Source organism: Neisseria sp. P0009.S008 (assembly GCF_051958615.1).
GTDB classification, from domain to species: domain Bacteria; phylum Pseudomonadota; class Gammaproteobacteria; order Burkholderiales; family Neisseriaceae; genus Neisseria; species Neisseria subflava.
On record NZ_JBQCVG010000010.1, the window covers coordinates 57,241 to 78,580 of the forward strand.

The 21,340-nt window shown below is 49.9% G+C and carries 21 protein-coding genes; 20 read left to right on the top strand and 1 reads right to left on the bottom strand.

The window, feature by feature from the left end; all coding sequences use genetic code 11:
• The first annotated feature begins 12 nt into the window (after positions 1-12).
• The 18 genes from ACTHSQ_RS09170 (at position 13) to ACTHSQ_RS09255 (ending at position 17,703) form a co-directional block, all read left to right on the top strand.
• Positions 13-345, top strand: coding sequence for a phage tail protein (locus tag ACTHSQ_RS09170; RefSeq protein ID WP_440371601.1), 333 nt, complete (start codon positions 13-15; stop codon positions 343-345).
• A complete protein-coding gene (locus ACTHSQ_RS09175; RefSeq protein ID WP_440371600.1) occupies positions 342-1,064 on the top strand; it encodes a phage minor tail protein L in 723 nt (240 codons plus the stop codon). Before ACTHSQ_RS09170 ends, ACTHSQ_RS09175 begins: the two co-directional genes overlap by 4 nt.
• Positions 1,061-1,816, top strand: coding sequence for a C40 family peptidase (locus ACTHSQ_RS09180; protein ID WP_440371599.1), 756 nt, complete (start codon positions 1,061-1,063; stop codon positions 1,814-1,816). Before ACTHSQ_RS09175 ends, ACTHSQ_RS09180 begins: the two co-directional genes overlap by 4 nt.
• Complete coding sequence (locus ACTHSQ_RS09185; protein ID WP_440371598.1) at positions 1,813-2,604, top strand: tail assembly protein; 792 nt, start codon at positions 1,813-1,815, stop codon at positions 2,602-2,604. The genes ACTHSQ_RS09180 and ACTHSQ_RS09185 overlap by 4 nt, the downstream gene beginning before the upstream one ends.
• A gap of 10 nt (positions 2,605-2,614) precedes the next feature.
• Positions 2,615-5,665, top strand: a complete 3,051-nt coding sequence (locus ACTHSQ_RS09190; protein ID WP_440371597.1) for a host specificity protein J — start codon at positions 2,615-2,617, stop codon at positions 5,663-5,665.
• A gap of 3 nt (positions 5,666-5,668) precedes the next feature.
• Positions 5,669-6,016, top strand: coding sequence for a hypothetical protein (locus ACTHSQ_RS09195; protein ID WP_440345435.1), 348 nt, complete (start codon positions 5,669-5,671; stop codon positions 6,014-6,016).
• Positions 6,000-7,958 (top strand): hypothetical protein, encoded by a 1,959-nt coding sequence (locus ACTHSQ_RS09200; RefSeq protein ID WP_440371596.1) that lies wholly within the window; start codon positions 6,000-6,002, stop codon positions 7,956-7,958. The genes ACTHSQ_RS09195 and ACTHSQ_RS09200 overlap by 17 nt, the downstream gene beginning before the upstream one ends.
• Positions 7,959-8,006: 48 nt before the next feature.
• Positions 8,007-8,318, top strand: a complete 312-nt coding sequence (locus tag ACTHSQ_RS09205) for a hypothetical protein (protein ID WP_440371595.1) — start codon at positions 8,007-8,009, stop codon at positions 8,316-8,318.
• Between the two features lie 13 nt (positions 8,319-8,331).
• The gene (locus ACTHSQ_RS09210; RefSeq protein ID WP_440371594.1) at positions 8,332-8,760 is read left to right on the top strand and encodes a hypothetical protein; all 429 of its coding nucleotides are present in this window, start codon (positions 8,332-8,334) and stop codon (positions 8,758-8,760) included.
• A gap of 304 nt (positions 8,761-9,064) precedes the next feature.
• A complete protein-coding gene (locus ACTHSQ_RS09215) occupies positions 9,065-9,385 on the top strand; it encodes a hypothetical protein (protein ID WP_440371593.1) in 321 nt (106 codons plus the stop codon).
• Between the two features lies 1 nt (position 9,386).
• Positions 9,387-9,767, top strand: a complete 381-nt coding sequence (locus tag ACTHSQ_RS09220) for a hypothetical protein (RefSeq protein ID WP_440371592.1) — start codon at positions 9,387-9,389, stop codon at positions 9,765-9,767.
• Positions 9,760-13,065 (top strand): hypothetical protein, encoded by a 3,306-nt coding sequence (locus ACTHSQ_RS09225; protein WP_440371591.1) that lies wholly within the window; start codon positions 9,760-9,762, stop codon positions 13,063-13,065. The genes ACTHSQ_RS09220 and ACTHSQ_RS09225 overlap by 8 nt, the downstream gene beginning before the upstream one ends.
• 61 nt (positions 13,066-13,126) lie before the next feature.
• Positions 13,127-13,669: an NlpC/P60 family protein gene (locus ACTHSQ_RS09230; RefSeq protein ID WP_440371590.1), complete on the top strand. Its 543-nt coding sequence runs from the start codon at positions 13,127-13,129 to the stop codon at positions 13,667-13,669.
• Positions 13,669-13,827 (top strand): hypothetical protein, encoded by a 159-nt coding sequence (locus tag ACTHSQ_RS09235; RefSeq protein ID WP_440371589.1) that lies wholly within the window; start codon positions 13,669-13,671, stop codon positions 13,825-13,827. Before ACTHSQ_RS09230 ends, ACTHSQ_RS09235 begins: the two co-directional genes overlap by 1 nt.
• The gene (locus ACTHSQ_RS09240; protein ID WP_440371588.1) at positions 13,811-14,152 is read left to right on the top strand and encodes a hypothetical protein; all 342 of its coding nucleotides are present in this window, start codon (positions 13,811-13,813) and stop codon (positions 14,150-14,152) included. Before ACTHSQ_RS09235 ends, ACTHSQ_RS09240 begins: the two co-directional genes overlap by 17 nt.
• Complete coding sequence (locus ACTHSQ_RS09245; protein ID WP_440375950.1) at positions 14,127-14,303, top strand: hypothetical protein; 177 nt, start codon at positions 14,127-14,129, stop codon at positions 14,301-14,303. The genes ACTHSQ_RS09240 and ACTHSQ_RS09245 overlap by 26 nt, the downstream gene beginning before the upstream one ends.
• A gap of 273 nt (positions 14,304-14,576) precedes the next feature.
• A complete protein-coding gene (locus ACTHSQ_RS09250; protein ID WP_440371586.1) occupies positions 14,577-16,151 on the top strand; it encodes a glycosyltransferase family 2 protein in 1,575 nt (524 codons plus the stop codon).
• Between the two features lie 223 nt (positions 16,152-16,374).
• Positions 16,375-17,703 (top strand): anaerobic C4-dicarboxylate transporter family protein, encoded by a 1,329-nt coding sequence (locus tag ACTHSQ_RS09255; protein ID WP_440371652.1) that lies wholly within the window; start codon positions 16,375-16,377, stop codon positions 17,701-17,703.
• A gap of 69 nt (positions 17,704-17,772) precedes the next feature.
• Here the strand turns inward: ACTHSQ_RS09255 and ACTHSQ_RS09260 are convergent, their stop codons facing one another.
• A complete protein-coding gene (locus ACTHSQ_RS09260) occupies positions 17,773-18,198 on the bottom strand; it encodes a DUF4124 domain-containing protein (RefSeq protein ID WP_070749573.1) in 426 nt (141 codons plus the stop codon).
• Positions 18,199-18,387: 189 nt separating this feature from the next.
• Here ACTHSQ_RS09260 and guaB point away from each other — a divergent pair, with 189 nt between their 5' ends.
• Complete coding sequence (guaB, locus tag ACTHSQ_RS09265) at positions 18,388-19,851, top strand: IMP dehydrogenase (protein ID WP_003678893.1); 1,464 nt, start codon at positions 18,388-18,390, stop codon at positions 19,849-19,851.
• Between the two features lie 294 nt (positions 19,852-20,145).
• On the top strand, positions 20,146-21,165 hold the full coding sequence (gene waaF, locus ACTHSQ_RS09270; protein WP_204788419.1) for a lipopolysaccharide heptosyltransferase II: 1,020 nt from the start codon (positions 20,146-20,148) through the stop codon (positions 21,163-21,165).
• Positions 21,166-21,340 lie beyond the last annotated feature (175 nt).

The window sequence follows — 21,340 nt, forward strand, 5'->3', positions numbered from 1 at the left end:
CTAAGAGGTTTTATGGCTAGGGTTTTTAAGTGGCAAGTCACGTCGGAAAGTACGGCGAAACACTCGTTTAATGTGCGGACGGTCAAGTTTGGTGATGGGTATGAACAACGGCAGAAATTGACGTTGAAGCCAAAGATGCAGACTTGGCAAATCCGTCTTGCTGGTAAGAAGCCTTTGATTGAGGAAATCAAGGGCTTTTTTGATTCCTGCGGCGGTGTTGAGCCGTTTTACTGGACTCCGCCGGGTCGTGAACGGTTGTTGGTCAAGGTTGTCGAGTACACGGAAACGCCGAAGGGCGGCAAGGTGTATGAGCTGTCGGCGGAATTTGAAGAGGTAATGGCATGAATGCGCGGATGAAAGCTTTATCAGGAACGATGCTCAGGGCGTTGTCGGCGGCGCAGCAGGATGTGTTGGTTGAGATGTGGGAAGTGGATTTCCGCGCTTTGGGCGGGGAGGTGTTCCGTTTCTGCAATCAGGTCAACGAACTGAATCAGGCAGTTGTTTGGAAGGGGCAGGAATATACGCCTTGCCCTATTTCTGCCGAAGGCTTTGAAACGACTTCGCAGGGTGCTGGCAACCGTCCGACGCTGACGGTTTCAAACCTGCTCGGGTTTGTGACCGGCGCGGCTGACCAGTATAACCAGCTTGTCGGGGTAGATGTCGTCCGCCGTCTGACGTATGCGAAGTTTTTGGATGCGGCAAACTTTAAAGACGGCAATCCGACCGCCGATCCGAATCAGGAAATTATCGGGAAGTACGTCATTGAGCAGATGACGAGCCTGACGGCGGAACGGGCGGTCTTTGAACTTGCTGCGCCGTCTGAATCGGACGGCTCGGTCATCCCGTCGCGGATTATGATGGCGAATACCTGTATTTGGCAGTATCGCGGCGAGGGCTGCGGTTATGCGGGTCGTGCGGTTGCCGACCGTTTGGATATGCCGACGGATGATATTAAAAAGGATGCTTGCAGCGGGACGTTGACGGGCTGTCGGGCGCGGTTTGGTGCGACGGCGGTGTTGCCGTTTGGCGGGTTTCCGAGTGCGGATAAGGTGGGTGGGGCATGATTGAGATTCCGGAAAGGATTACGGAGGCTGTTTTAAATTGGGTAAATGAAAACGCGCCATTTGAAATCTGTGGTGTGATTATTGATATGCCTGATTTTGGACGGCGTTTTGTGAGATTGTCGAATATCTCTCGCATGAGAGGTTGTGAAGAAACGTTTGAGATTGGGCTGGAAGATTGGGTGCGTGCTGAGGAGTATGGAAATATAGTCGCCGTAGTCCACTCCCATCCAAACGGCGAGCCGTTTTTGTCGGGTGCTGACCGTCAGATGCAGATTGAGACGGGTTTGCCGTGGATTTTGGCGGTTAAAGGCCGTCTGAAGCAGTTCCGCTGTTGCCCGCATTTGCGCGGCCGTGTGTTTGAGTACGGTAAGGCGGATTGCGGGACGTTGATTCGTGATGCGTTTATGTTGATGGGCGTGGAATTTCCCGACCATGAGCGCGACGATATGGACGATGACGCGGCGCAGGATTTTTGGGAAAAGCATTTGGAACGTTGCGGGTTTGCCCGTGTTTCAGACGACCTGCGCGGCGGGGATGTGGTTTTGACGAGCTATGGCGGTCATGCGAACCATGCGGCGCTGTATTTGGGCGACGGTCAAATCCTGCATCATGCTTATAACCAGTTGAGCCGGCGCGAGCCGTTTAATCAGTGGTGGTCTGAGCGTGTGCATAGTGTTTGGCGGTTTCCGGGCTTTGAGCCTGAGATGTTGCAGGCGGTCGAAAATGATTTGCTGCATTCGGTGGATTTATGATTACGGTGTGTTTGTACGGCGGTTTGCGCGAGTGCGGCCGCCGTTTTGATTTGCAGGTTGCCAGCCCTGCCGAGGCGGTTCACGCGCTGACGGTGCAGATTCCTGCGTTGCGGCAAAAGCTGCGGCAGGGGTTTTATCAGGTTCGTTTCGGCGGGCGCGATTGGTCTGAAGGCGAATTGAAAAGCGGCTTCGGTCAGCCCGCCGATGGGGTTCTGCATATTGTGCCGCGCGTTCAGGGTGCGGGCAAAAACGGCGGAATCATTCAGACGGTCTTGGGCGTGGTGCTGATTGTTGTCGGTGCGCTGACGAGTTGGTCGGGCGGTGCGAGCCTTGTTGTTGCGGGTGTCGGTATGGTTGCGGGCGGTGTGGCGCAAATGCTGACGAAGCCGCCGAAATTTGAAACGGGCAAGGGCGTGGAAAGCAGCCGGAACAGTTCGTTCTCAAATCTGAGCAATACGGCGGCGCAGGGGCAGTCGATGCCGCTTGCGTATGGTCGGATTTATTGCGGCAGCCGCGTGGTGTCGCAGGGTATCGAATCTCGACGGATTGAGGGCAACAGTACGGCGGCAAACGGTAACAGCGTCGTCCGTATGGTTTTTGATGCGGCGAAAATTAAAAATCCTAATGGCAATTCCGACCCGATGGCGGTGGATTTGACGTTGGGCATGAAGAAAACTTTTGTCACTGGCGTTGCGGCGACTGCGCCGAACGGTCAGAAATACAATACGGATTTTGAAAACGACTCCGTCCGCGCGATGAATTACGAGGCGGTTTATACGGTAGATTGAGGATTTTGGAATGGGCGGTAAATCAGGTGGCGGCGCGTCAACGCCGTATGAAGCTCCGAATACGTTGAATTCGGCGCAGTCTTTACGGATTATCGATGCGATTTGTGAGGGCGAAATCAGGGGTTTCGCCAATGGCAACGATAAGCCGTGGAAGTCTGTCTATTTTGATGATACGCCCGTTCAGAATCCTGACGGGTCTTTTAATTTTAAGGGCGTGGTCGGCTTCTTTCAGCGCGGTACGCCCGATCAAACTTATATTCCGGGCTTTGATGCTTCGGAGCGTGCCGTGCCTGTGTCGGTCGAGGTCAAAAACCGTGCGCAGGTGGTGCGGGCGGTGTCTGATGAGTTGGTCAGCCGCCTGCGGGTAACGGTCGGCGTCGAGCGAAATTACCGCGTCGAAGAAAATGGCGATACGAATCCGGCTCAAACGGCAATGGTTGTCGAAGTTATTGACAATAAGGGTGTTCATGCTTCTAAGACGGTTGAATTTACTGAAAAATCAAGCGGCATATATTATCAGGATGTGTTGTTTGAAAATCTGCCGTCTGCGCCGTTTAATATCCGTGTATCCCGGGCTACGCCTGATAGTAATACTGACAAGGTCATCAATAAAACGTATTTCGCCAGCTATGTCGAGATTATCGACGCGAAATTGAGCTATCCGCATACGGCGTTGGCGGCGTTGGCGATGGATTCCGACCAGTTCGGCAGCAATAACCCGCGCCGAAATTATCTGATTGACGGGATGTTGGTCAATGTGCCGTCTAATTATGACCCTGAAACTCGGACGTATTCGGGGACGGTTTGGGACGGCTCGTTTAAAAAGGCTTGGACGAACAATCCGGCTTGGGTCTTTTATGATGTGTTGACGCAGCCGCGCTATTCGACTTTGGCGCGCCGTCTGAAATCGACGGACATTGATAAATGGACGCTGTATCAGGTAGGCAAATACTGTGACGAGTTGGTCGACGACGGCTTCGGCGGCAAGGAGCCACGTTTTGTTTGTAATGCCTACATTACCAATCGCCGTCAGGCGGGCGAGTTCCTGCTGGATTTGGCGAGCGTGTTCCGCGGGCTGCCTGTTTGGGATGGCAGCCGTTTTTCTTTGGTGATGGACGCTGATTCCGACCCTGTTGCCATGTATAACAACAGCAATGTCAAAGACGGGCTGTTTGCTTATTCGGGCGTACCGTACAAGTCGATTACGACGGCGGTCATCGTGCAGTATGTGGACAAATACGACGGATACCGCACTAAAACGGAATACGTCGAAGATCAACAGGCAATCAAACGCTATGGCTTGAACATCAAGCAAATTACGGCGTTTGGCTGCGATTCGCGCGGTCAGGCGGCGCGATACGGCGCGTGGATGCTGGAAACGGAATTGCGTCAGCAGTCGGCAATCAAGTTTACCGTCGGACGTGAGGGTTTGCGCCATTTGCCGTATGACGTTGTTCAAATTATGGACAACGATTATGCGGGCGCGGAAGTGTCGGGGCGTTTGGTTGCTGTTTCGGGCTTGTCGGTAACGCTTGACCGCGATGTCGATGATGCGGTCGGTAAGCAGTTGTCTGTCGAAACGGCGGCGGGTATCAAGTCGCTGAAAGTGATGGCGCAGCCTGAGAAAAACCGCTTGGAGCTTGCTGAGGTTGTCGATGCGGCGGCGGGCGGCGTTTGGATATTAATTGGACGCGTCAAACCACGCCTGTATCGGGTTATCGGGACGAAAGAAAACGCCGCCGACGGTACTTTTGAGGTTTCGGGCATTTTGCACGATCCGAAAAAATACAAGGCTGTCGATAACCGCGCGCGGTTTGATACGGATGTTACGACGCTTCACGGAGCTGTCCCGAAACTGTCTTTGCCTGACGTGAAGTCTGACGGAGATAAGTTGTTAATTTCGTGGGATAACTTAACTGCTGACGGCAGTGTTTTATCTTATGATATTAAGATTTATCGCAATAATAAGCTGTATCGGCATATTCCTGATGCTCAGACGGCTGATATTTCGCTGGAAAACCTGCCAAATGGTCAGTATCGCGCGGAAATACGCGGGCGAAATGCGCGCGGGGTGTTGTCTGCTCCGATTGAGAAAGGCTGGAGTGTTGATTACACGGTAAGCGGTGTTCGGGCAACGGCTAAGATGAACGCGGTGCAGCTTGATTGGTATTTGCCCGATACGGTCATGAAGAATGTGTCGTCTGAGATTTGGTATGCGCGTGAAAATAACCGGGCGGCTGCAACTAAGTTGGCGACGGTTGCGTATCCGCAAACGACCTACACGCTTGCAGGTGTTTCGGTAACGGATGCTTTTTATTTTTGGGTGCGTATTGTCGATAATGCCGGTAATACGGGGGAGTTTTCCGCCGCTGTGTCGGGCCGTTCTGACCCTGACCCTGCTCCGATTTTGGCGCAGATGCGTGGTCGCATCACTCAAGACGAGCTGTCGCGTGATTTGTTTGATTTGGTCAATCAGCCTAAAGGTTTGGGCGAGGCAGACCGTCGGGCAATTTCCGAGCAGGTCAAGCAGGAAGTCAAGACGCTGAAAATTGACACTGCTGTCGTAACCGAAGTTAAAAAGGTCGTCAGTGACTTGGAAGGCAATATGAAGAGCCTGTATTCGTTGCAGACTCAAGCATTCGGCAATGGTCGGCGGGCGATTTCCGGTATTGCAGTAGGTGCGGACAGCAAGACCGCCGAAGGTCATATCATGATGATGGCCGATAAGGTTATGTTCGTCGATCCGAATAGCAATCAGATAGTGCCTGCGATGGTTGTTGAAGTGAAAAACGGACGGTCAACGCTTGGTCTGAATGGCGATTTGATTGCAGACGGTACGATTCATGGGCGGCATATTGCGGCAAGTCAGACGATTCAGTCGCCGACGATTTTGGCGGGTACGTTGCGGATGGGGACTTTTGCCGTCAATCCTGACGGCGGATTTCAGTCTTCCGTCTCTGCGGGCGGCGGTAGCGTCGTCCTGAATCAACATGGGTTTGTCGCGCGAGACAGTACGGGCGGGTTGCGTATTCTTTTAGGGTATCGACCCGGATTAAGGTAGTTTATGACTGACTATGGGTTATTTTGCTTCGATAGCGAGGGTAATCAGATTGATTTGAATTTGGAATCGTCTTTAGTTGTGGAAGGTATCCTGTATCTTGGCAATGCTGAGACGGGGATGGTTCCTATCGATATGCTTTTCCCTCGCCGCCATTTTTTTAAAGGTATCTTTTTAATGCCGCAGTCGCATTCAAACGGTCCTGCGGATGTCGAGCATTTGTCGCCTGTTTATATCAAAAACGGGATGCTTTGCTGGGCGCATAATTTTTATCACTCTCGCAACTGGCCTGATATGTATTTTGGCGGCGGTGCGTTTGCTGGACGGAATTTGCTTTATGGCTATTTCAACTGATGACTGGGGGTTGTCGATTTATAACGACAGCGGGGTTGATTTATGTAATTACGGTGTGTTTGTACCGAGATATATAGGTCGTCTGAAATTGCGTTATCCATTTAATCAGGGTGTCCATCCGTCTTTGCTTAGGGTTGTTGCCGAAGATGGTCGAGAATTAACCATTGGGGACGGTAGTAAAAATCTGCCGTTTGCAGCGCATTTGGGGGCGATTGAGCCGATTCGGTTTGACCTCCCTACCGGCGCGGTTGTGTCTTCGGGATTTTATAACTCGCTCAATCAGGGCATTAGATTTTTATTGCCTTTGTATGGCGGTGTGGGTTTATTGCGTAATGCGAAAGGTATTATCCCGTCAGTTATTCACGGATGGGGCAGCGGGTATGATGCTGAAAAATGGGAGATGGCGGAATTGATGTGCCATGCTTTGAAGTCCGGCGGGGATATTCAAAATGCGGCATTGTTAAGAAAGCATATTCAGGGTCAGTTATCTGATGATGAAAAGCGAAATTTTGTATTGAGAGAATCCAAGTTGCGGCAGAATGCTGTTTCCGGGCTGCCGGTTACCATGTCTTTTCGCAGTAAGGCAACTGTCGTCCATGAGCATAGCGGATATAGCAATGTTTCGCTGGGTGCCGGATATTTGATGATTGAGATGACCGGCGGTACGGAATTGGAGATATTTTTTTATGAAACAGCCGGCTTGCCATACCAGTATTTGTGCCGTTGCTCGACGGTAATGCAATACGATGAATTTGGGCTTGATATGTATAACCCTTCGCCGCCTTTGCTCAATTATGTGATGGCAAAAGGGGATTCGGCGGCAACGGCAGAGGCTTTTGGACTGCCTGCCCGACCATCTGATTTGATAACGGGTCAGATTGAGCGGGCAAGGTGGTTTTTTACTTCGCACATCAATAAAAATGAGCCGCGCGATAGTGTATTTAATATGATTGGCACACTGACAAGCGGCGAGGATGTATCTTTGCGCCAAAAGTTGGCGGCTTATTTGGAGGGCAGTCCTGATGCCGAGCTGAAGTATGAGCAGTACAACAGCAGTATGAAGCCTTTAAAGTTGTTGGGGAATGTGAATCCCGCAATGAGTGCAATTCAGAAGATCGAGTCCGGTGGCGGATACAAATATGTTGTTACTGGTGGTTATTTGTTCAACCGTGTCTGTCAGCCTGTTGGGATAATGGGCTTTGAGTCTGTGGACGCTTTGCTTGGTCAGAAAATTAAACCGGGTATGAGTGCGGGTGTTCATAGTCTTTGGCAGGCTCATGGAATCCGCACCCCGTCGCCTACTCCTGACGAGGTATTTCGTTGGAATTTGGATAATATCCCTCGGTATCAGCCGATTTTGAATTACAAATATTCCGATTATTTAAAAGACGCATGGGATGGTGATCCGCGTTTTAATTTATCGAAATGGCAGTCGTTCAAGGTTGGGCTGTTGTCGGCATTTAATGCGCGGATGTCGGAAAATTTGGCGGCTTCTTATCGTCAATATAATAAGATGCTCGAAATTTCAAAGGTCGTTCGCGCCGGCGATGTTGTTTTTTACAGTAAAGCAAATCCTGTTTCTGAGACTCAGTATTATCAGGAGCATATTCAGAAAGCTGAAGATGCTTTGGCTAAAGAGTTGCAAACTGAATCTTTGGCAAGAAGTAATGCGGCGGGCGCATGGTATGAGCAAATGGGAAATGAATGGGCGCAACGGCAGGAAAAAGAGTTTAATGACGCTTTTGCATTGATGAATCAGTTGGGAAATCTGCTGAACTACAATACCAGCCGATATGGCGAGGCTGTTTTTTGGGGTGGTTGCGGATACCGTCATTCGGATTATTCATTGGAAATTTTAATACCGCAGGCCGCCAATCATGGAGATATGATCCGCGAACCTGCACCTGAGAATTGGGTGATGTGCCAGTCGCCTAATTTTTAACGTATTGCCGTCTAAATGGTTTAGGCGGTATTTTTTTAGGAGATCCCTATGGCTGAAAAACAGTTGGTTGGAATTCAAAAGAGCATGGCAGACGAACAAACCGGAGTGCCGGTTGAATTTCATACGGTTACATCTATGTCTTTAGATTACGCCTATAAAATTTATTCGGTAACAATCGGAAGTTGGTATGACAAAGCTTGTTTCGAGCAAGGTAAACGTGCAGTCAGTTCGTTGCAGTTGACGTTGAACGGCGCGCCCCCGCGCGGGGTTGATTTTATTGACTGGGCGCTGATGTCTGTCGCATCAGCGGAAAATACAAACAGCCCTTATGCAGGGGCAGAGCTTATTGAAAGTAAATAACGGGAGTGGGGAAATGTCCGAGCCAGTGGTCACGCCTGTCGCTATGTACACTTTAGGGGGTACGGTCGCGGCAGGTCATTTTTTAGGTATGCCGATTGACGCTGTCGTCCTTGGGGCGATGGCTTCGGCTGCGGTAACGATGGTCAGTGCGCCTCAAAGCCGATGGATGGCGGTTTCTTATACCGTTATCGGCGGTCTTTTAGGCGGTGCGCTCGCGCCAGTGTTGACGCATATCGTGCTTGGAACGGCGGGGGTGGGAATGCCGTCATTGGCGGAACAGAAAACGCCATTGGCGTATGTCGCCGCGCCGGTCGTAGTCGGTTTGTGCTGGCAGTTGGTTTTGAAGGTAATGCGGGTGTTGTGGCCGTCGTTTGAGCGTCACGCCGACGAGATTGTCGATTGGATTTTGAGCGTCCGTTTGACGCGGAGGAAGAAGAAATGATGTTGGTTTTGTCAGTTGTCCCTGCGGCCTTGGCCGCGTATATGATGATTTGCCGATTAAACGAGCGAAAGCGCAGCATTTGGGATTTTGAAGGCTGGGCTTTTTTGTTTATTTTGGGCGGGTCGATTTGGACGTTTTATAAGGCATGTTCGGTCGGGATGTCGCCGACGATGGGCAAGCAATTCTTGGATATCGGAATTTGCTTGTATTTCGGTCAACGCACTTGGCGAAGCCGGAAATGGAAATTTTGGCATAGTAAACAAAACGCCGTCTGAAAATCAGACGGCTTTTTTTAGGTGTTCCCATGAGTATTACCAAGGTTGATTTCGAGCTAAAACGCGGCACTTCGGAGCCGCTTTTATTTCGCCCTGTGGACGCGTCGGGCAAGCTTTTGAGCCTGTCCGGTATTGATTCGGCAGTTTTGAATATCCGCCCGTTGTATGGATTGCCGATGCGGTTTGATTTGGCGGTCACGGATGACGGGTTGTCTGTGAATTTGAAGCCGTCCGATACCAAGCCGCTGCAATGGTCTGTTGCCGATTATGAGGTCAAGGTCAGCGTTCGCGGCGTGGTGAAAGTGATTTTTGAAGGTCGTCTGAAACTGGCGGCTGATTTAGGGGTTTGATATGACGATTAAACAGACGGGCGGTACGGTCGTTGGTGCGGTGGTGCAAAACCTGCCCATCGTGATTGAAGGTCGCCAAAGTATCTACGAAGAGGGTTTGAAAAACGGCACTCTTCCAGATGGAATGACCTACGAGCAGTTTTTGGACATGTTGTCGGTCGGTGTTTCGGACGAAGAAGTCAAAAGAATCGTATCGGCAACGGTATCTGCCGAACTGATACGTCTTGGCTTGGCAAACCAAGGCGGCAATCAGGCTGGCACGGGTAACGGTGCGGCGGTAACGCCCACTCCTGCCCCGACACAACCGGCAACAGACAATAGTGGGGTTAGCAACGATGCGTTGGCGGATATTTTGAAAGATTTAGGTGAAACAAATGGCTAAAGAATTGAATAACTTAGAAAGAGCGTTGTCGGCGATTGCCAAGAATACGAAGGCGGCGAAGGATACGGCGGCGGAAGCTAAAGAAATGGCTGCTCCCGCCAAAATCACCACTGCCGTAAACAGCGCGCTATCCGAAGTTGAGACTGCTGCCAAAGTGGCGTCGTTGCAAGCCAAGCACGAAACAGGTATGAAGCTGGCGGTCGAGCGCGGCGTGTACTACCTCGAAGACGCGCTGACTGAAGAATTGCGCGAAAAAGTCTTGTCTGGCTTCTTCAAAACCAATAAACAGACTCCTGCCGAAGCTGCTGTAATCAGCCGAGCCGTTACCGAATACATCGACCGTATCCCCAATGGGTCATATATTACCGCTCGTCAGGGGTCGGTTTTTAGCGTCGATAAAAACGTGGGTTATAAGCCTGACGTTTTTGGTGTAGACGGTCGAAAAGTCACGGTCGGAGGTATGACTCTGACTATTGATGGCGCGCAACCGTGTATCTATATCCGCAATAAGTCCAATTGTTACTTCGACTTCCGTGGCGTCATGTTTATTGCCGAATCCTTTGGCGTCAACGTGTTTGAGATGGATGGCGGCGAAGGTAACGTTATCATGCATGGCGGTGTTATCCGTACCCGTCGTTGGATGGAAAAAGGCTATGTCGGCGGGCGTCAGGGGTTGTTTGCGCCGATTGATGGCTGGACGCCCGAAAATCCGCATATCGGCTATGGATATGCGGACAAGGGGCTGTATGACTTAGGTTTTAATACCACTCGCCTTTTACATGACCTCGCCCGTTACCGTAACAATGCTGCTCAGGTGCAAGATGTCAAAAAACCTGATGATTTGACATGGGCAAAAATCAAAGAATACGAACGTCAACAGTCAAAAAAAGTTGATTTGGGCGTTGGCGGCTATTGGAACGCTGACGGTACGAAAAATGAATTCCCGCAGGAAGACGGCACTACGGCTGAGAAGTGGGGTAAATGGAGTGGCGGTCAGCGCGGTTCGTCGGCTAATGGCTGGTTAATTTATGATGCTTACCACTTGGTCATCTGGGACTTTGACGTTCGTGGTATGACGGGTAATGCGGTGCAGTTTGGGCTGTACTCTACCAGAGATTGTCGTGATGTGGACGGTGGAGACATTGATACTGCTATCCGCGAAAAAATGGTCTGCTATGACTGCAAAGTTTATGGCGGTTTCATGTCTGACAACTATATCGGCGGTGTTGGCGTTGTTCGTGGTGTTGGTGTTACTGTCGAAGGTATGAACTGTCTGCAAGGTCGTGTCGGACATCCGGATGCTTCGGTAGAGCATTCCCGCGACAACAGTCAAGTTACCGTTGACCCGGGCTATTGGTTGTGGACGAGCCGATACCTGCCGCAAATTGGTATCCGCTTCATTAACAATCACTTCGGTTTCGCAGCGCGTAAAGTTGTTGACGCCCATACCGGCAATAATATCCAAATCATCGGCAATAGTGGATCGTGCCTTTACTACGGTGCGGGTGTCGTCATCGAGGAAACCTTTGCGCAAGACACCACTAAGGGCGGTCGCGCAGACAATAGCAGCTTTAAATATCAGGAATCCAATATTGTCATTAAAGACAATGAATTTATCAGCGGCATGAATGGTATTTTCCTGATTAACGGTGCGACAGGGGTAAAAGCCAGAAAAGATAAGGATTTGTGGTGGTTGCGTGCCAATATCACTGTCCAAAATAACCGCATTTATGCTCCGCGCGGCGTGCCGTGTAATTTCGGTCACAACCGATTCACGATTTCGGACAATTCCTGTACTTTTGCCCTGCCTTTTGGTGAGGCGTTCGGCCTCCGCTATTTAAGCGATATCTCTATCAAAAATGGCGGCAGCGGATACAGTGCGGATACCAAGATTGTGATTACAGGCGGCGGCGAAGGAGCGCGCGGCGCGGCGGCAATCTGCACGGTCGCAAATGGTGTGATTACGGGTATTCGTATTACCGCCAGTGGGACGAAATATTCCGATGAGAAAAGCCTGAGAATCGAGGCCGTCGATCCATCTGGAAGCGGTAGTGGTGCGGTATTTGAAGGTTTCGTCAATGATTCGACCTATGCCTATATGATAGGTGCAGAAAACAGATACGGTACAATCGATGGCAGCTATTTTACAAATAATACTGCCAGAAATAGCCCTGATGGTAACTATGCCCGCCAGTTTTTGACGGGCAACCTGACGGGTTGTACCGTTCGAGACAACCGTTTGGATATTACGCCTTATACCAAAGGGGATACCCCCGCGAAGCCTTATGTCTCAGATGTCACCTATGTTCATCGTAGCGGTATAGCAAGCCAGGGATTCTATCAAACAGGTACGCATACCGATTGTTGTCACGACAACAATAAAACATGGGATCAACGAACAGGGGTATTTACCGACCATGTTTTCCGTAATACTACGACTGCCAAAGGCACTGCTGAGGCGAATGTCAAACTGACGAAAACTGAAGTTCAGGCACTTATTGATGCCGCCGTTGCAGCGGCTGTTGCCAAGCTGAATGTTGGTAAGGGCGAAAGTAGTGGTACGGCGACAGATACTAAGCCCGCTAACCCTGCCGAATCTCCTAAAACAGAGGGAGATGGTCAGCCTGCAACTCAACCGCCTGCTGCCAAATCTACAACTTCCGTCAAGTTCACATTTGATGGATTGGAAGCGACGGCGGCGGAGGCTGTTGGCAGCAATAATATTGCCAAGCTGAAAACCTTGAATAATGCAGAAAGAGCCGGGGAGCCATTAGACTGGGCTGGTGCGTTTGGTGAGGACGGTGGTCATAAAATCATGCGTTCCTTGGTTGCCGGTGAGGGTAAAGGTATTCGATTCATTGAGTCTGAGGGGCTGACTTCTGATGGTTCGTCTGATTCCGCGATTGTGTTCCCATTCAAGCAGCTTTCGGGCGGCGCCGCGGGTTCAGGGTTCTCAGCAGTCATCCTGAACGATAGAAGTATTATTAATGATGGCTTAGTAAGTACAAACGATGAGGCGGGATTCAAGTTGCGCTCATTCGAGGGTACGACCATCGATGGTAAGCCAATTTCCGCTACTCAGGTGTACTCGTACAACAAGTGGTACGTTGCGGTCATCCCCGTCAAAGCAGGTGCTGATAAAGCGTTCAATAAGATTCGTTTCGGTATGAATCATGCCGGAAATCTAGGACGTAATGTCATTATTGGTGCAGGCATCGAGTTTGTTCAGGGGGATGTCAGCAAAGTCTCAGAAAAAGTCACTGCGCTGATGACTGAGTATGGTATCGCTACATCTTAATTTTTAAACCTAACAAGGCTGTCTGAAATTCAGACGGCCTTTTTTATTTGGAGAACGAAAAATGCAAGAGTTGGAATGGATTAAAGAAGCAAGAAAACACATCGGCTTGAAAGAAGTTGTCGGCACGAAAGCGCATAACCCGACAATCGTGCAGTGGCTGAAAGAGATGGGGACGTTCCCCGGTGCGGCAAAGTCTTGGTACTTTGAAGATGAAACGCCGTGGTGTGGCTTGTTTGTTGGTTATTGCTTAGGCAAGAGTGGCCGCGCGGTCATTAAGGATTGGTACCGTGCCAAAGCATGGGCAAGTTCTGGGCTGACGAAGCTGTCAAAACCTGCCTATGGTTGCATTGCGGTTAAATCCCGACAAGGCGGCGGCCATGTGTTTTTTGTTGTCGGCAAAAACGCCAAAGGGCAGATTATGGGATGGGGCGGTAATCAGGGCAATGCCGTTTCTATTGTGCCTTTCAATCCTGATGATATTGACGGTTACTATTGGCCGTCAAAATTGGTTGATGGCAAGGCGGTGCCATCAAGCCCCGCGCCCGAACGTTATGTTTTGCCATCTATTACGGCAACCGCCGCGCATGGTGCAAGCGAGGCGTGATGATGAATCCTGTCGAGTTTCTGAAAGCGCGTATAGCCGAATGGGAAGAGAAGCGCAAACAGGCGAGCGAAGAAGCAGACCTGAAAGCGTTTGAGCTTGCCGAAAGCGAAATCAAAAACTACCAAGCGATGTTGAAAACCTATGAACAGCCTGCTTAAAAACTGGAAACTGATCCTGATCGCGGTTTGTTTTGCGCTGATTGTGGGCGCGTGGCAATACGACCACGCCGCCCAATACAAGCGCGGCCGTGAATCAATGGCGGCGGAAATTTCAGGCCGCCTGAAAGATTCCGCGATTGAAAAAGCGAAGCAAGACCACGAATTGTCCGCTACATATCAGACCGGCAAAGCCGTGCGAGAAGAGAAAGAAAGGGTGCGTTATGTCCAAGTCCAAAAGATTGTTGAGAAGCCTGTCTATCGTAACGTCTGTGTTGATTCTGACGGCGTGTCAGTCATCAATGCCGCCATTACCGACGGCAATTAAACCTCCTGCCGACCTTGTGCAACCATGCCCGAATCTGCCTAAACTTGAGGGCGGGACAGGCGCGGATGTATTGCCGTGGTCGTTGCAAGTCATTGGGTTATACAATGACTGCAAAGCGCGGCATAAGGCGTTATCTGACACGCTCAAATAAAACAAAGGCCGTCTAAGTCTCAGACGGCCTTTTTCTCAATACGCGGTATTGCAAGAGGTTTTGAAAATATCTTTATTTTATTTGCACCTTTTTTGCACCACTTTTTCTAAAGTTTATTCAAATACCTGATTTTTAAATTACTTTAATAAAATTCTATATTACCCTGCATGGGGGCAAGAATAAGCTGCATGAGTCAGGCCGTCTGAAAAAAGGAGGACATATTGTAGCGGTATATCGGTTAAAATACAGCTTCCTTTTTCAGACGGCCTTTTTATGATGCACACAATTCCGGCAACCGCCGCCATGTTGGTAAAAAATTCAGAACGTTATCTTTCAGAAGTTTTGAGTGCGTTGAAAGACTTTGACGAAGTCCTGTTGTTGGACAACGGCTCGACCGACCGTACTTTTGAAATTGCCAAGGGCTTTCCGAATGCCAGCTATTACAAGCATGACTTTATCGGGTTTGGCCCGATGAAAAATCTGGCGGCCAGACTGGCGCAAAACGATTGGATTTTCAGCATAGACAGTGATGAAGTGGCGGATGAAGCTTTAATCGAATCCATTCGTGCGGCCGTTTTGGAAAATGAGAAGGAACACATCTTTTCGCTTTCCCGTTTGAACCATTACCACGGCAGACTGATTAAAGGCTGCGGCTGGTATCCGGATATTATTCCGCGCCTTTACCATCGCAGATTTACCCGTTTTTCCGACCGTCAGGTGCATGAGTCTTTGGTGTTGCCGCAGGAAGCCAAGGTTAAACAACTTGATGGCCGTCTGAAACATTATTCTTTTGAAAACGCCGAAGGGCTGATTCAGAAAATGCAGCAGTACAGCTCACTGTATGCGGAAGAAAACCGCTTTAAGAAAGACAGTTCGCCGTTTAAGGCTTTGCTGCATGGCGGCGTATCGTTTGTGAAGAATTATCTGCTCAAACGCGGTTTTGCCTATGGGGCGGACGGCCTGACGATTTCAGTGTCCAATGCGCAAGGTTCGTATTACAAATATGTCAAACTCTACGAGCGCAACCGCACGATAACCGTCTCCCTCATCATCACCACTTACAACCGCCCCGATGCTTTGGAGCTGGTGTTGAAATCGGCTTTATCGCAAACCCGTCTGCCGGATGAGATTATTGTTGCGGATGACGGCTCAAGGCAGGAAACCGCCGAAGTGGTTGATTTTATCCGCCGCAGGACAAGCATTCCTGTTAAGCATTCATGGCAGCCGGATAGAGGCTTTCGTGCCGCCGAATCGCGCAACCGTGCGTTGGCGCAGGCGAAAAGCGATTATATTGTGTTGATTGACGGCGATATGGTTTTGGATCCGTCTTTTATCGCCGATCATTTGAAAATTGCCCGCAAAGGCCGTCTGATACAGGGTTCCCGCGTGATTTTGACTGAGGATAAAACGCAGGATATTTTGGACGAAGGTGATTTGCCTGCTTTGTCCATGTTTAGCTCGGGGATAGAAAAACGGCTTTCCGCCTTGCGTTGCAGTTGTTTGGCCAAATTGGCAGGCCGAAAAGGCAACCGCAAACATAAAGGCATCAAAACCTGCAATATGGGCTTTTTCCGCAGCGATGCGCTTGCCGTCAATGGGTTCGACAATAGCTTTGTCGGTTGGGGCAGGGAAGACAGCGAATTTGTTGCCCGTTGTTATCATAACGGGATGAAACGCCATAATCTGAAATTTGCCGGTATTGCGTACCACCTCTGGCACAATGAGGCAGAACGCGATTCCTTGCCGCAAAACGATGCCTTGTTGGAGGCAACCTTGTCGGAACGCAAAATCCGCTGTGTTCATGGCGTATCGGATTTTATAAAAGATGAAGAAGTAGCCGGAAAATAGCCGTATCATCTTTTTAAACCATAGAGGCCGTCTGAAAATCTTCAGACGGCCTTTTTTGTGCTTTTAATGAGTCTATTGGTTAAATGAGAATATTATTTATTTGATGTAGATCGGTATGTATAATTAGGTAAAGTATGGTTAGGGAAGAGGGTTTACTCTATAATCTAACCGTTTGTAATTTTATTTCGGCTAAGGCCGGATTTTGGGAGTTGTGATGTCAACTATGTTTTTTATCCAGTTTGCCGTTGTGCTGCTGTGTATCCTGATTGGTGCGCAGGTTGGCGGTATTGGTTTGGGCGTGCTCGGCGGTATCGGCTTGGCCGTATTGTCTTTTGGTTTCCATCTTCAACCGACCAGCCCGCCGATTGATGTGATGCTGATGATTATGGCGGTAGTGTCTGCCGCAGCGGCCATGCAGGCCAGTGGTGGTTTGGACTATATGATTAAGATTGCCACGCGCGTGTTGCACCGCAATCCGAAATACATCACCTTTATCGCGCCGGCGGTAACTTACACCTTCACCGTGTTGGCAGGTACGGGCCATGTGGCTTACTCGGTCTTGCCTGTAATTGCCGAAGTCAGCCGTCGCAATGGCATCCGTCCTTCCCGTCCGCTGACGATGGCGGTTATCGCTTCCCAATTTGCGATTGTTGCCAGCCCAATTGCCGCCGCGGTTGTTGCCTGCGTCACCATGCTTGAGCCGCAACACATTACAATGGCGGATGTGTTGAAAGTTACCGTCCCGTCCACGATTTTGGGTATCGGTTTGGCTTGCGTGTTCGTAAACAAACTGGGCAAAGAATTGAAAGACGATCCGTATTATCAGGCTTTGCTGAAAGACCCGAACTATGTGAAAGAATACATCGATGTGGAGGAACAACAAACCGATGTTGCCATTTCGCCGAAAGCCAAATTGTCGGTCGGTATTTTCTTGACTGCGGCATTGCTGGTGGTCGTGATGGGTGCGCTGCCTGAGCTGCGTCCTGCTTTTGAACACGATGGCGCGATCAAGCCTATGGGCATGGCGCATACGATTGAAATCGTGATGTTGTCTGCTTCTGCGCTGATTATTTTGGCGTGTAAACCCAATGGCGATGCGATTACCCGAGGTTCGGTATTCCATGCCGGTATGCGTGCCGTGATTGCGGTGTTTGGCGTGGCTTGGTTGGGCGATACCTTGATGAGCGGCCACTTAACAGAAGTGGAATCGACCGTCAGCCATTTGGTTGAATCTGCACCGTGGACCTTTGCCTTTGCCCTGTTTGTCTTGTCGGTATTGGTCAACAGTCAAGGCGCGACAGTGGCAACGCTGTTTCCGATCGCCATCAAACTGGGTATTCCTGCGCCCATCATTATCGGCACATTCGTTGCGGTAAACGGCTATTTCTTTATACCAAACTATGGTCCGATTATTGCCGCTATTGACTTCGATACAACCGGCTCGACCAAAATCGGCAAATTCATCTTCAACCATAGCTTCATGATTCCGGGCTTGTTGAGCATGGCATTCAGCTTGGCCATCGGCTTGTTGTTGGTTCAGGTGTATTATTGATGGACTGAAAAATAAAGGCCGTCTGAAATTAAATTTCAGACGGCCTTTTTGATATTGTGATTCGAGAGCTTAATTGCAGTATTTATTGACGTCGTTTTGATATTGCTTAATCAAACTGTCGCGATTGGCCAAGCGAGCGCTTTCGGCGACTTGGCGGTTGATTTTGGCGATTTTGCAGTTTTCCAGCTTGTTTTGGCGGTTTTGTTCTTCGATTTTTTTATTGCGCTCTTCAATTTGTTTATTTTGTTCCGCAACTTGCTCATTAGGCTGCTCGGCAACCGGCTCAGATGCCGCAACAGCAGGTGTAACGGCAGGTTTGACGTTGTGCGTGCGGATGTTGACCACGCCGGAACGCTTCGGTTGCAGGCGGTTTGGCGTATCGGAATAGCTGTTGCCCGATGCGCCTTTCCAAGTGTAAACCTCGGCCGCGCCGGTCAGGGCGGCGGAAGAGAGAAGGGCTGCTGTCAGACAGGTTTTGAGTACGGAAGATTTCATGGGTTTCCCTTATGTAAATGATGTTCTCATCCAACCTATTTTACTTGAAACTGCAATGCGTTGGCATATTTTTGTACCTCAGATCAAATGATGTAAAAAAATAACGTTAAAACATGTATTGCCAATGTTAGCATCAAGCCGGTGTGATATAATGCCGTGCATCTTGCACAAACTGAAAGACCGAGCATCATGCGTATTGTAGAAAAAGCCTATACTTTCGACGACGTTTTGTTGGTTCCAGCACACTCAAACGTGCTGCCTCGAGATGTCAAACTTCAAACCAAACTCACCCGCGATATCACGCTCAACCTCCCTCTACTTTCTGCTGCAATGGATACCGTTACCGAAGCGCGTCTGGCCATTTCTATGGCTCAAGAAGGCGGCATCGGCATTATCCATAAAAACATGACGCCGGAGTTGCAAGCGCGTGCCGTTTCCAAAGTGAAGCGCCATGAGAGCGGCGTGGTGAAAGATCCCGTTACCGTTGCGCCGACCGCATTGATCCGCGAAGTCTTGGAAATGCGCGCACAACGCAAACGCAAAATGTCCGGTCTGCCTGTTGTTGAAAACGGCAAAGTGGTCGGTATCGTGACCAACCGCGACCTGCGTTTTGAAAACCGTGTTGATCTGCCGGTCTCTGCCATCATGACCCCCCGTGACCGTTTGGTGACCGTTCCTGAAGGTACCAGCATCGATGAAGCCCGTGAAATCATGCATGCGCACAAAGTTGAGCGCGTTTTGGTATTGAACGACCAAGATGAACTCAAAGGTCTGATTACAGTTAAAGATATTCTGAAAACAACCGAATTCCCTAATGCCAACAAAGATGCCGAAGGCCGCCTGCGCGTCGGTGCCGCGGTAGGTACCGGCGGCGATACCGAAGAGCGTGTCAAAGCATTGGTGGAAGCCGGTGTGGACGTGATTGTGGTCGATACTGCCCACGGCCATAGCCAAGGCGTGATCGATCGCGTGCGCTGGGTCAAAGAAACCTATCCCCACATCCAAGTCATCGGCGGCAACATCGCGACTGCCAAAGCCGCTTTGGATTTGGTGGCAGCAGGTGCGGATGCCGTTAAAGTCGGTATCGGCCCGGGCTCGATTTGTACGACCCGTATCGTAGCCGGCGTGGGCGTGCCTCAACTGACTGCGATTCACAATGTTTCCGAAGCCCTTAAAGGTACAGGCGTTCCCCTGATTGCCGACGGCGGTATCCGCTTCTCCGGCGATATTGCCAAAGCTCTGGCAGCGGGTGCATACAGCGTCATGCTCGGCGGTATGTTTGCCGGTACGGAAGAAGCTCCGGGCGAAATCGAACTCTACCAAGGCCGCTCTTACAAGTCTTACCGCGGCATGGGTTCGTTGGGTGCGATGAGCCAAGGTTCTGCTGACCGCTACTTCCAAGACAAAACCGACAGCACAGACAAATATGTTCCTGAAGGCATCGAAGGCCGCGTTCCTTATAAAGGCCCGATTGTGAACATCATCCACCAGCTGACCGGCGGTCTGCGCTCCAGCATGGGTTACTTGGGTTGCGCCAATATTGCTGAAATGCACGAGAAAGCAGAATTTGTGGAAATCACTTCTGCCGGTATGAGCGAATCTCACGTTCACGACGTACAAATCACTAAAGAAGCGCCTAACTACCATCGTTAAACCAGTATAAAAAGGTCGTCTGAAAATACTTCAGACGGCCTTTCTGTTTTTATAAGGTTTTAAAAATGAAGCAAATATTGCTTGCCGCCGGTTGGTCTGGCGTTTCAGGTGGGGTATTTTCAGAACTTGCCGGATAAATTGGGAAGACAAACGCTTCATGCGCTCAAACCAGGGTTCATCTGTTGAAATGACGTGTATCAAGTAGTACGTTTTGATCTGAGAGATTAAACCGAGTTTCAGACGGCCTTTTAAAAATCGTATTACAATAAGCTAAAATTAAAAACACATTCCATTATGTCCAAAAAAATCCTGATTATTACCCCAAGCTGGATTGGCGACTGCGTCATGACCCAACCGCTTTATCGCCGTTTGCATGAGCTGCATCCCGGCTGCATCATTGATGCGTTTGCACCTAAATGGTCGATGGCCGTATTTGAGCGTATGCCTGAAATCAACCGTGTAATAGAAAATCCGTTTGGACATGGTGCGTTGGAATTGAAAAAACGCTGGCGTATCGGGCGTGAATTGGGAAAAGAAGGCTATGATCAAGTGATTGTTTTGCCTGGTTCGCTCAAATCCGCCATCATTGCCTTGGCTACGGGTATTAAGCAGCGTACGGGCTACGTCGGCGAGTCGCGCTATTTTTTGCTGAACGATATCCGCAAGTTGGATAAGGCCGCATTGCCTCTGATGGTCGACCGCTATACTGCGCTGGCGCATCCGACCCAAGCGGATTTTAACGGGCATTCTGATAATCCCTGTTTCACGATTGATCCCGAAAGCCGTCAAGCCGCTTTGGCAAAACATGGTTTGACGGCGGATAAACCGATTTTGGCATTTTGTCCCGGTGCGGAATATGGTCCGGCCAAGCGTTGGCCTGCTCGTCATTTTGCCGAACTCGGCCGCCGATATTTGACCGAGGGTTGGCAGGTTTGGCTGTTTGGTTCGCAAAAAGATTTCGATATTGCAGATGAAATCAACCGGCTTTCAGACGGCCTGTGTACCAATCTTTGCGGCAAAACCAATCTTCCGGAGGCGATTGATCTGTTGTCTTGCGCCGATACGGTCGTGTGCAACGACAGCGGTCTGATGCACCTTGCGGCCGCGCTTGATCGGAAATTGGTTGCAGTTTACGGCTCATCCAGCCCTGACCATACGCCGCCTCTAAGCCAAAAGGCAAAAATCGTCAGCTTGAATTTGGATTGTTCACCTTGTTTCAAACGCGAATGTCCGTTAGGGCATACGGATTGTTTGAACAAGTTGACGCCGGATATAGTGCAAAAAGCGGCGGAAGAGCTGGCTCGTTCGGCGTAATCCTATAAAGATTAGATGGAAAACAGCAAAGGGCAGATTTGAATCTGCCCTTTTGATTTGTGTTTCTTTTATTTTTTAACAAAAGGCCGTCTGAAACCTGAACTGCACCCCAAAAGTTGGACATCCCCCCTCCAACTCACAAGGTGCAGTTTTTTTATGAGCAAATATACATTAC

Bases quoted from the DNA above. Each gene is read 5' to 3' on its own strand.
- ACTHSQ_RS09255 (WP_440371652.1), top strand. From the start codon at position 16,375: ATGTTTTTTATCCAGTTTGCCGTTGTGCTGCTGTGTATCCTGATTGGT.
- ACTHSQ_RS09195 (WP_440345435.1), top strand. From the start codon at position 5,669: ATGACTGACTATGGGTTATTTTGCTTCGATAGCGAGGGTAATCAGATT.
- ACTHSQ_RS09225 (WP_440371591.1), top strand. From the start codon at position 9,760: ATGGCTAAAGAATTGAATAACTTAGAAAGAGCGTTGTCGGCGATTGCC.
- ACTHSQ_RS09180 (WP_440371599.1), top strand. From the start codon at position 1,061: ATGATTGAGATTCCGGAAAGGATTACGGAGGCTGTTTTAAATTGGGTA.
- ACTHSQ_RS09200 (WP_440371596.1), top strand. From the start codon at position 6,000: ATGGCTATTTCAACTGATGACTGGGGGTTGTCGATTTATAACGACAGC.
- waaF (WP_204788419.1), top strand. From the start codon at position 20,146: ATGTCCAAAAAAATCCTGATTATTACCCCAAGCTGGATTGGCGACTGC.
- ACTHSQ_RS09215 (WP_440371593.1), top strand. From the start codon at position 9,065: ATGAGTATTACCAAGGTTGATTTCGAGCTAAAACGCGGCACTTCGGAG.
- ACTHSQ_RS09260 (WP_070749573.1), bottom strand. From the start codon at position 18,198: ATGAAATCTTCCGTACTCAAAACCTGTCTGACAGCAGCCCTTCTCTCT.
- ACTHSQ_RS09175 (WP_440371600.1), top strand. From the start codon at position 342: ATGAATGCGCGGATGAAAGCTTTATCAGGAACGATGCTCAGGGCGTTG.
- ACTHSQ_RS09240 (WP_440371588.1), top strand. From the start codon at position 13,811: ATGAACAGCCTGCTTAAAAACTGGAAACTGATCCTGATCGCGGTTTGT.
- ACTHSQ_RS09210 (WP_440371594.1), top strand. From the start codon at position 8,332: ATGTCCGAGCCAGTGGTCACGCCTGTCGCTATGTACACTTTAGGGGGT.
- ACTHSQ_RS09170 (WP_440371601.1), top strand. From the start codon at position 13: ATGGCTAGGGTTTTTAAGTGGCAAGTCACGTCGGAAAGTACGGCGAAA.
- ACTHSQ_RS09190 (WP_440371597.1), top strand. From the start codon at position 2,615: ATGGGCGGTAAATCAGGTGGCGGCGCGTCAACGCCGTATGAAGCTCCG.
- ACTHSQ_RS09250 (WP_440371586.1), top strand. From the start codon at position 14,577: ATGATGCACACAATTCCGGCAACCGCCGCCATGTTGGTAAAAAATTCA.
- ACTHSQ_RS09220 (WP_440371592.1), top strand. From the start codon at position 9,387: ATGACGATTAAACAGACGGGCGGTACGGTCGTTGGTGCGGTGGTGCAA.
- ACTHSQ_RS09185 (WP_440371598.1), top strand. From the start codon at position 1,813: ATGATTACGGTGTGTTTGTACGGCGGTTTGCGCGAGTGCGGCCGCCGT.
- ACTHSQ_RS09230 (WP_440371590.1), top strand. From the start codon at position 13,127: ATGCAAGAGTTGGAATGGATTAAAGAAGCAAGAAAACACATCGGCTTG.
- ACTHSQ_RS09235 (WP_440371589.1), top strand. From the start codon at position 13,669: ATGATGAATCCTGTCGAGTTTCTGAAAGCGCGTATAGCCGAATGGGAA.
- guaB (WP_003678893.1), top strand. From the start codon at position 18,388: ATGCGTATTGTAGAAAAAGCCTATACTTTCGACGACGTTTTGTTGGTT.
- ACTHSQ_RS09245 (WP_440375950.1), top strand. From the start codon at position 14,127: ATGCCGCCATTACCGACGGCAATTAAACCTCCTGCCGACCTTGTGCAA.
- ACTHSQ_RS09205 (WP_440371595.1), top strand. From the start codon at position 8,007: ATGGCTGAAAAACAGTTGGTTGGAATTCAAAAGAGCATGGCAGACGAA.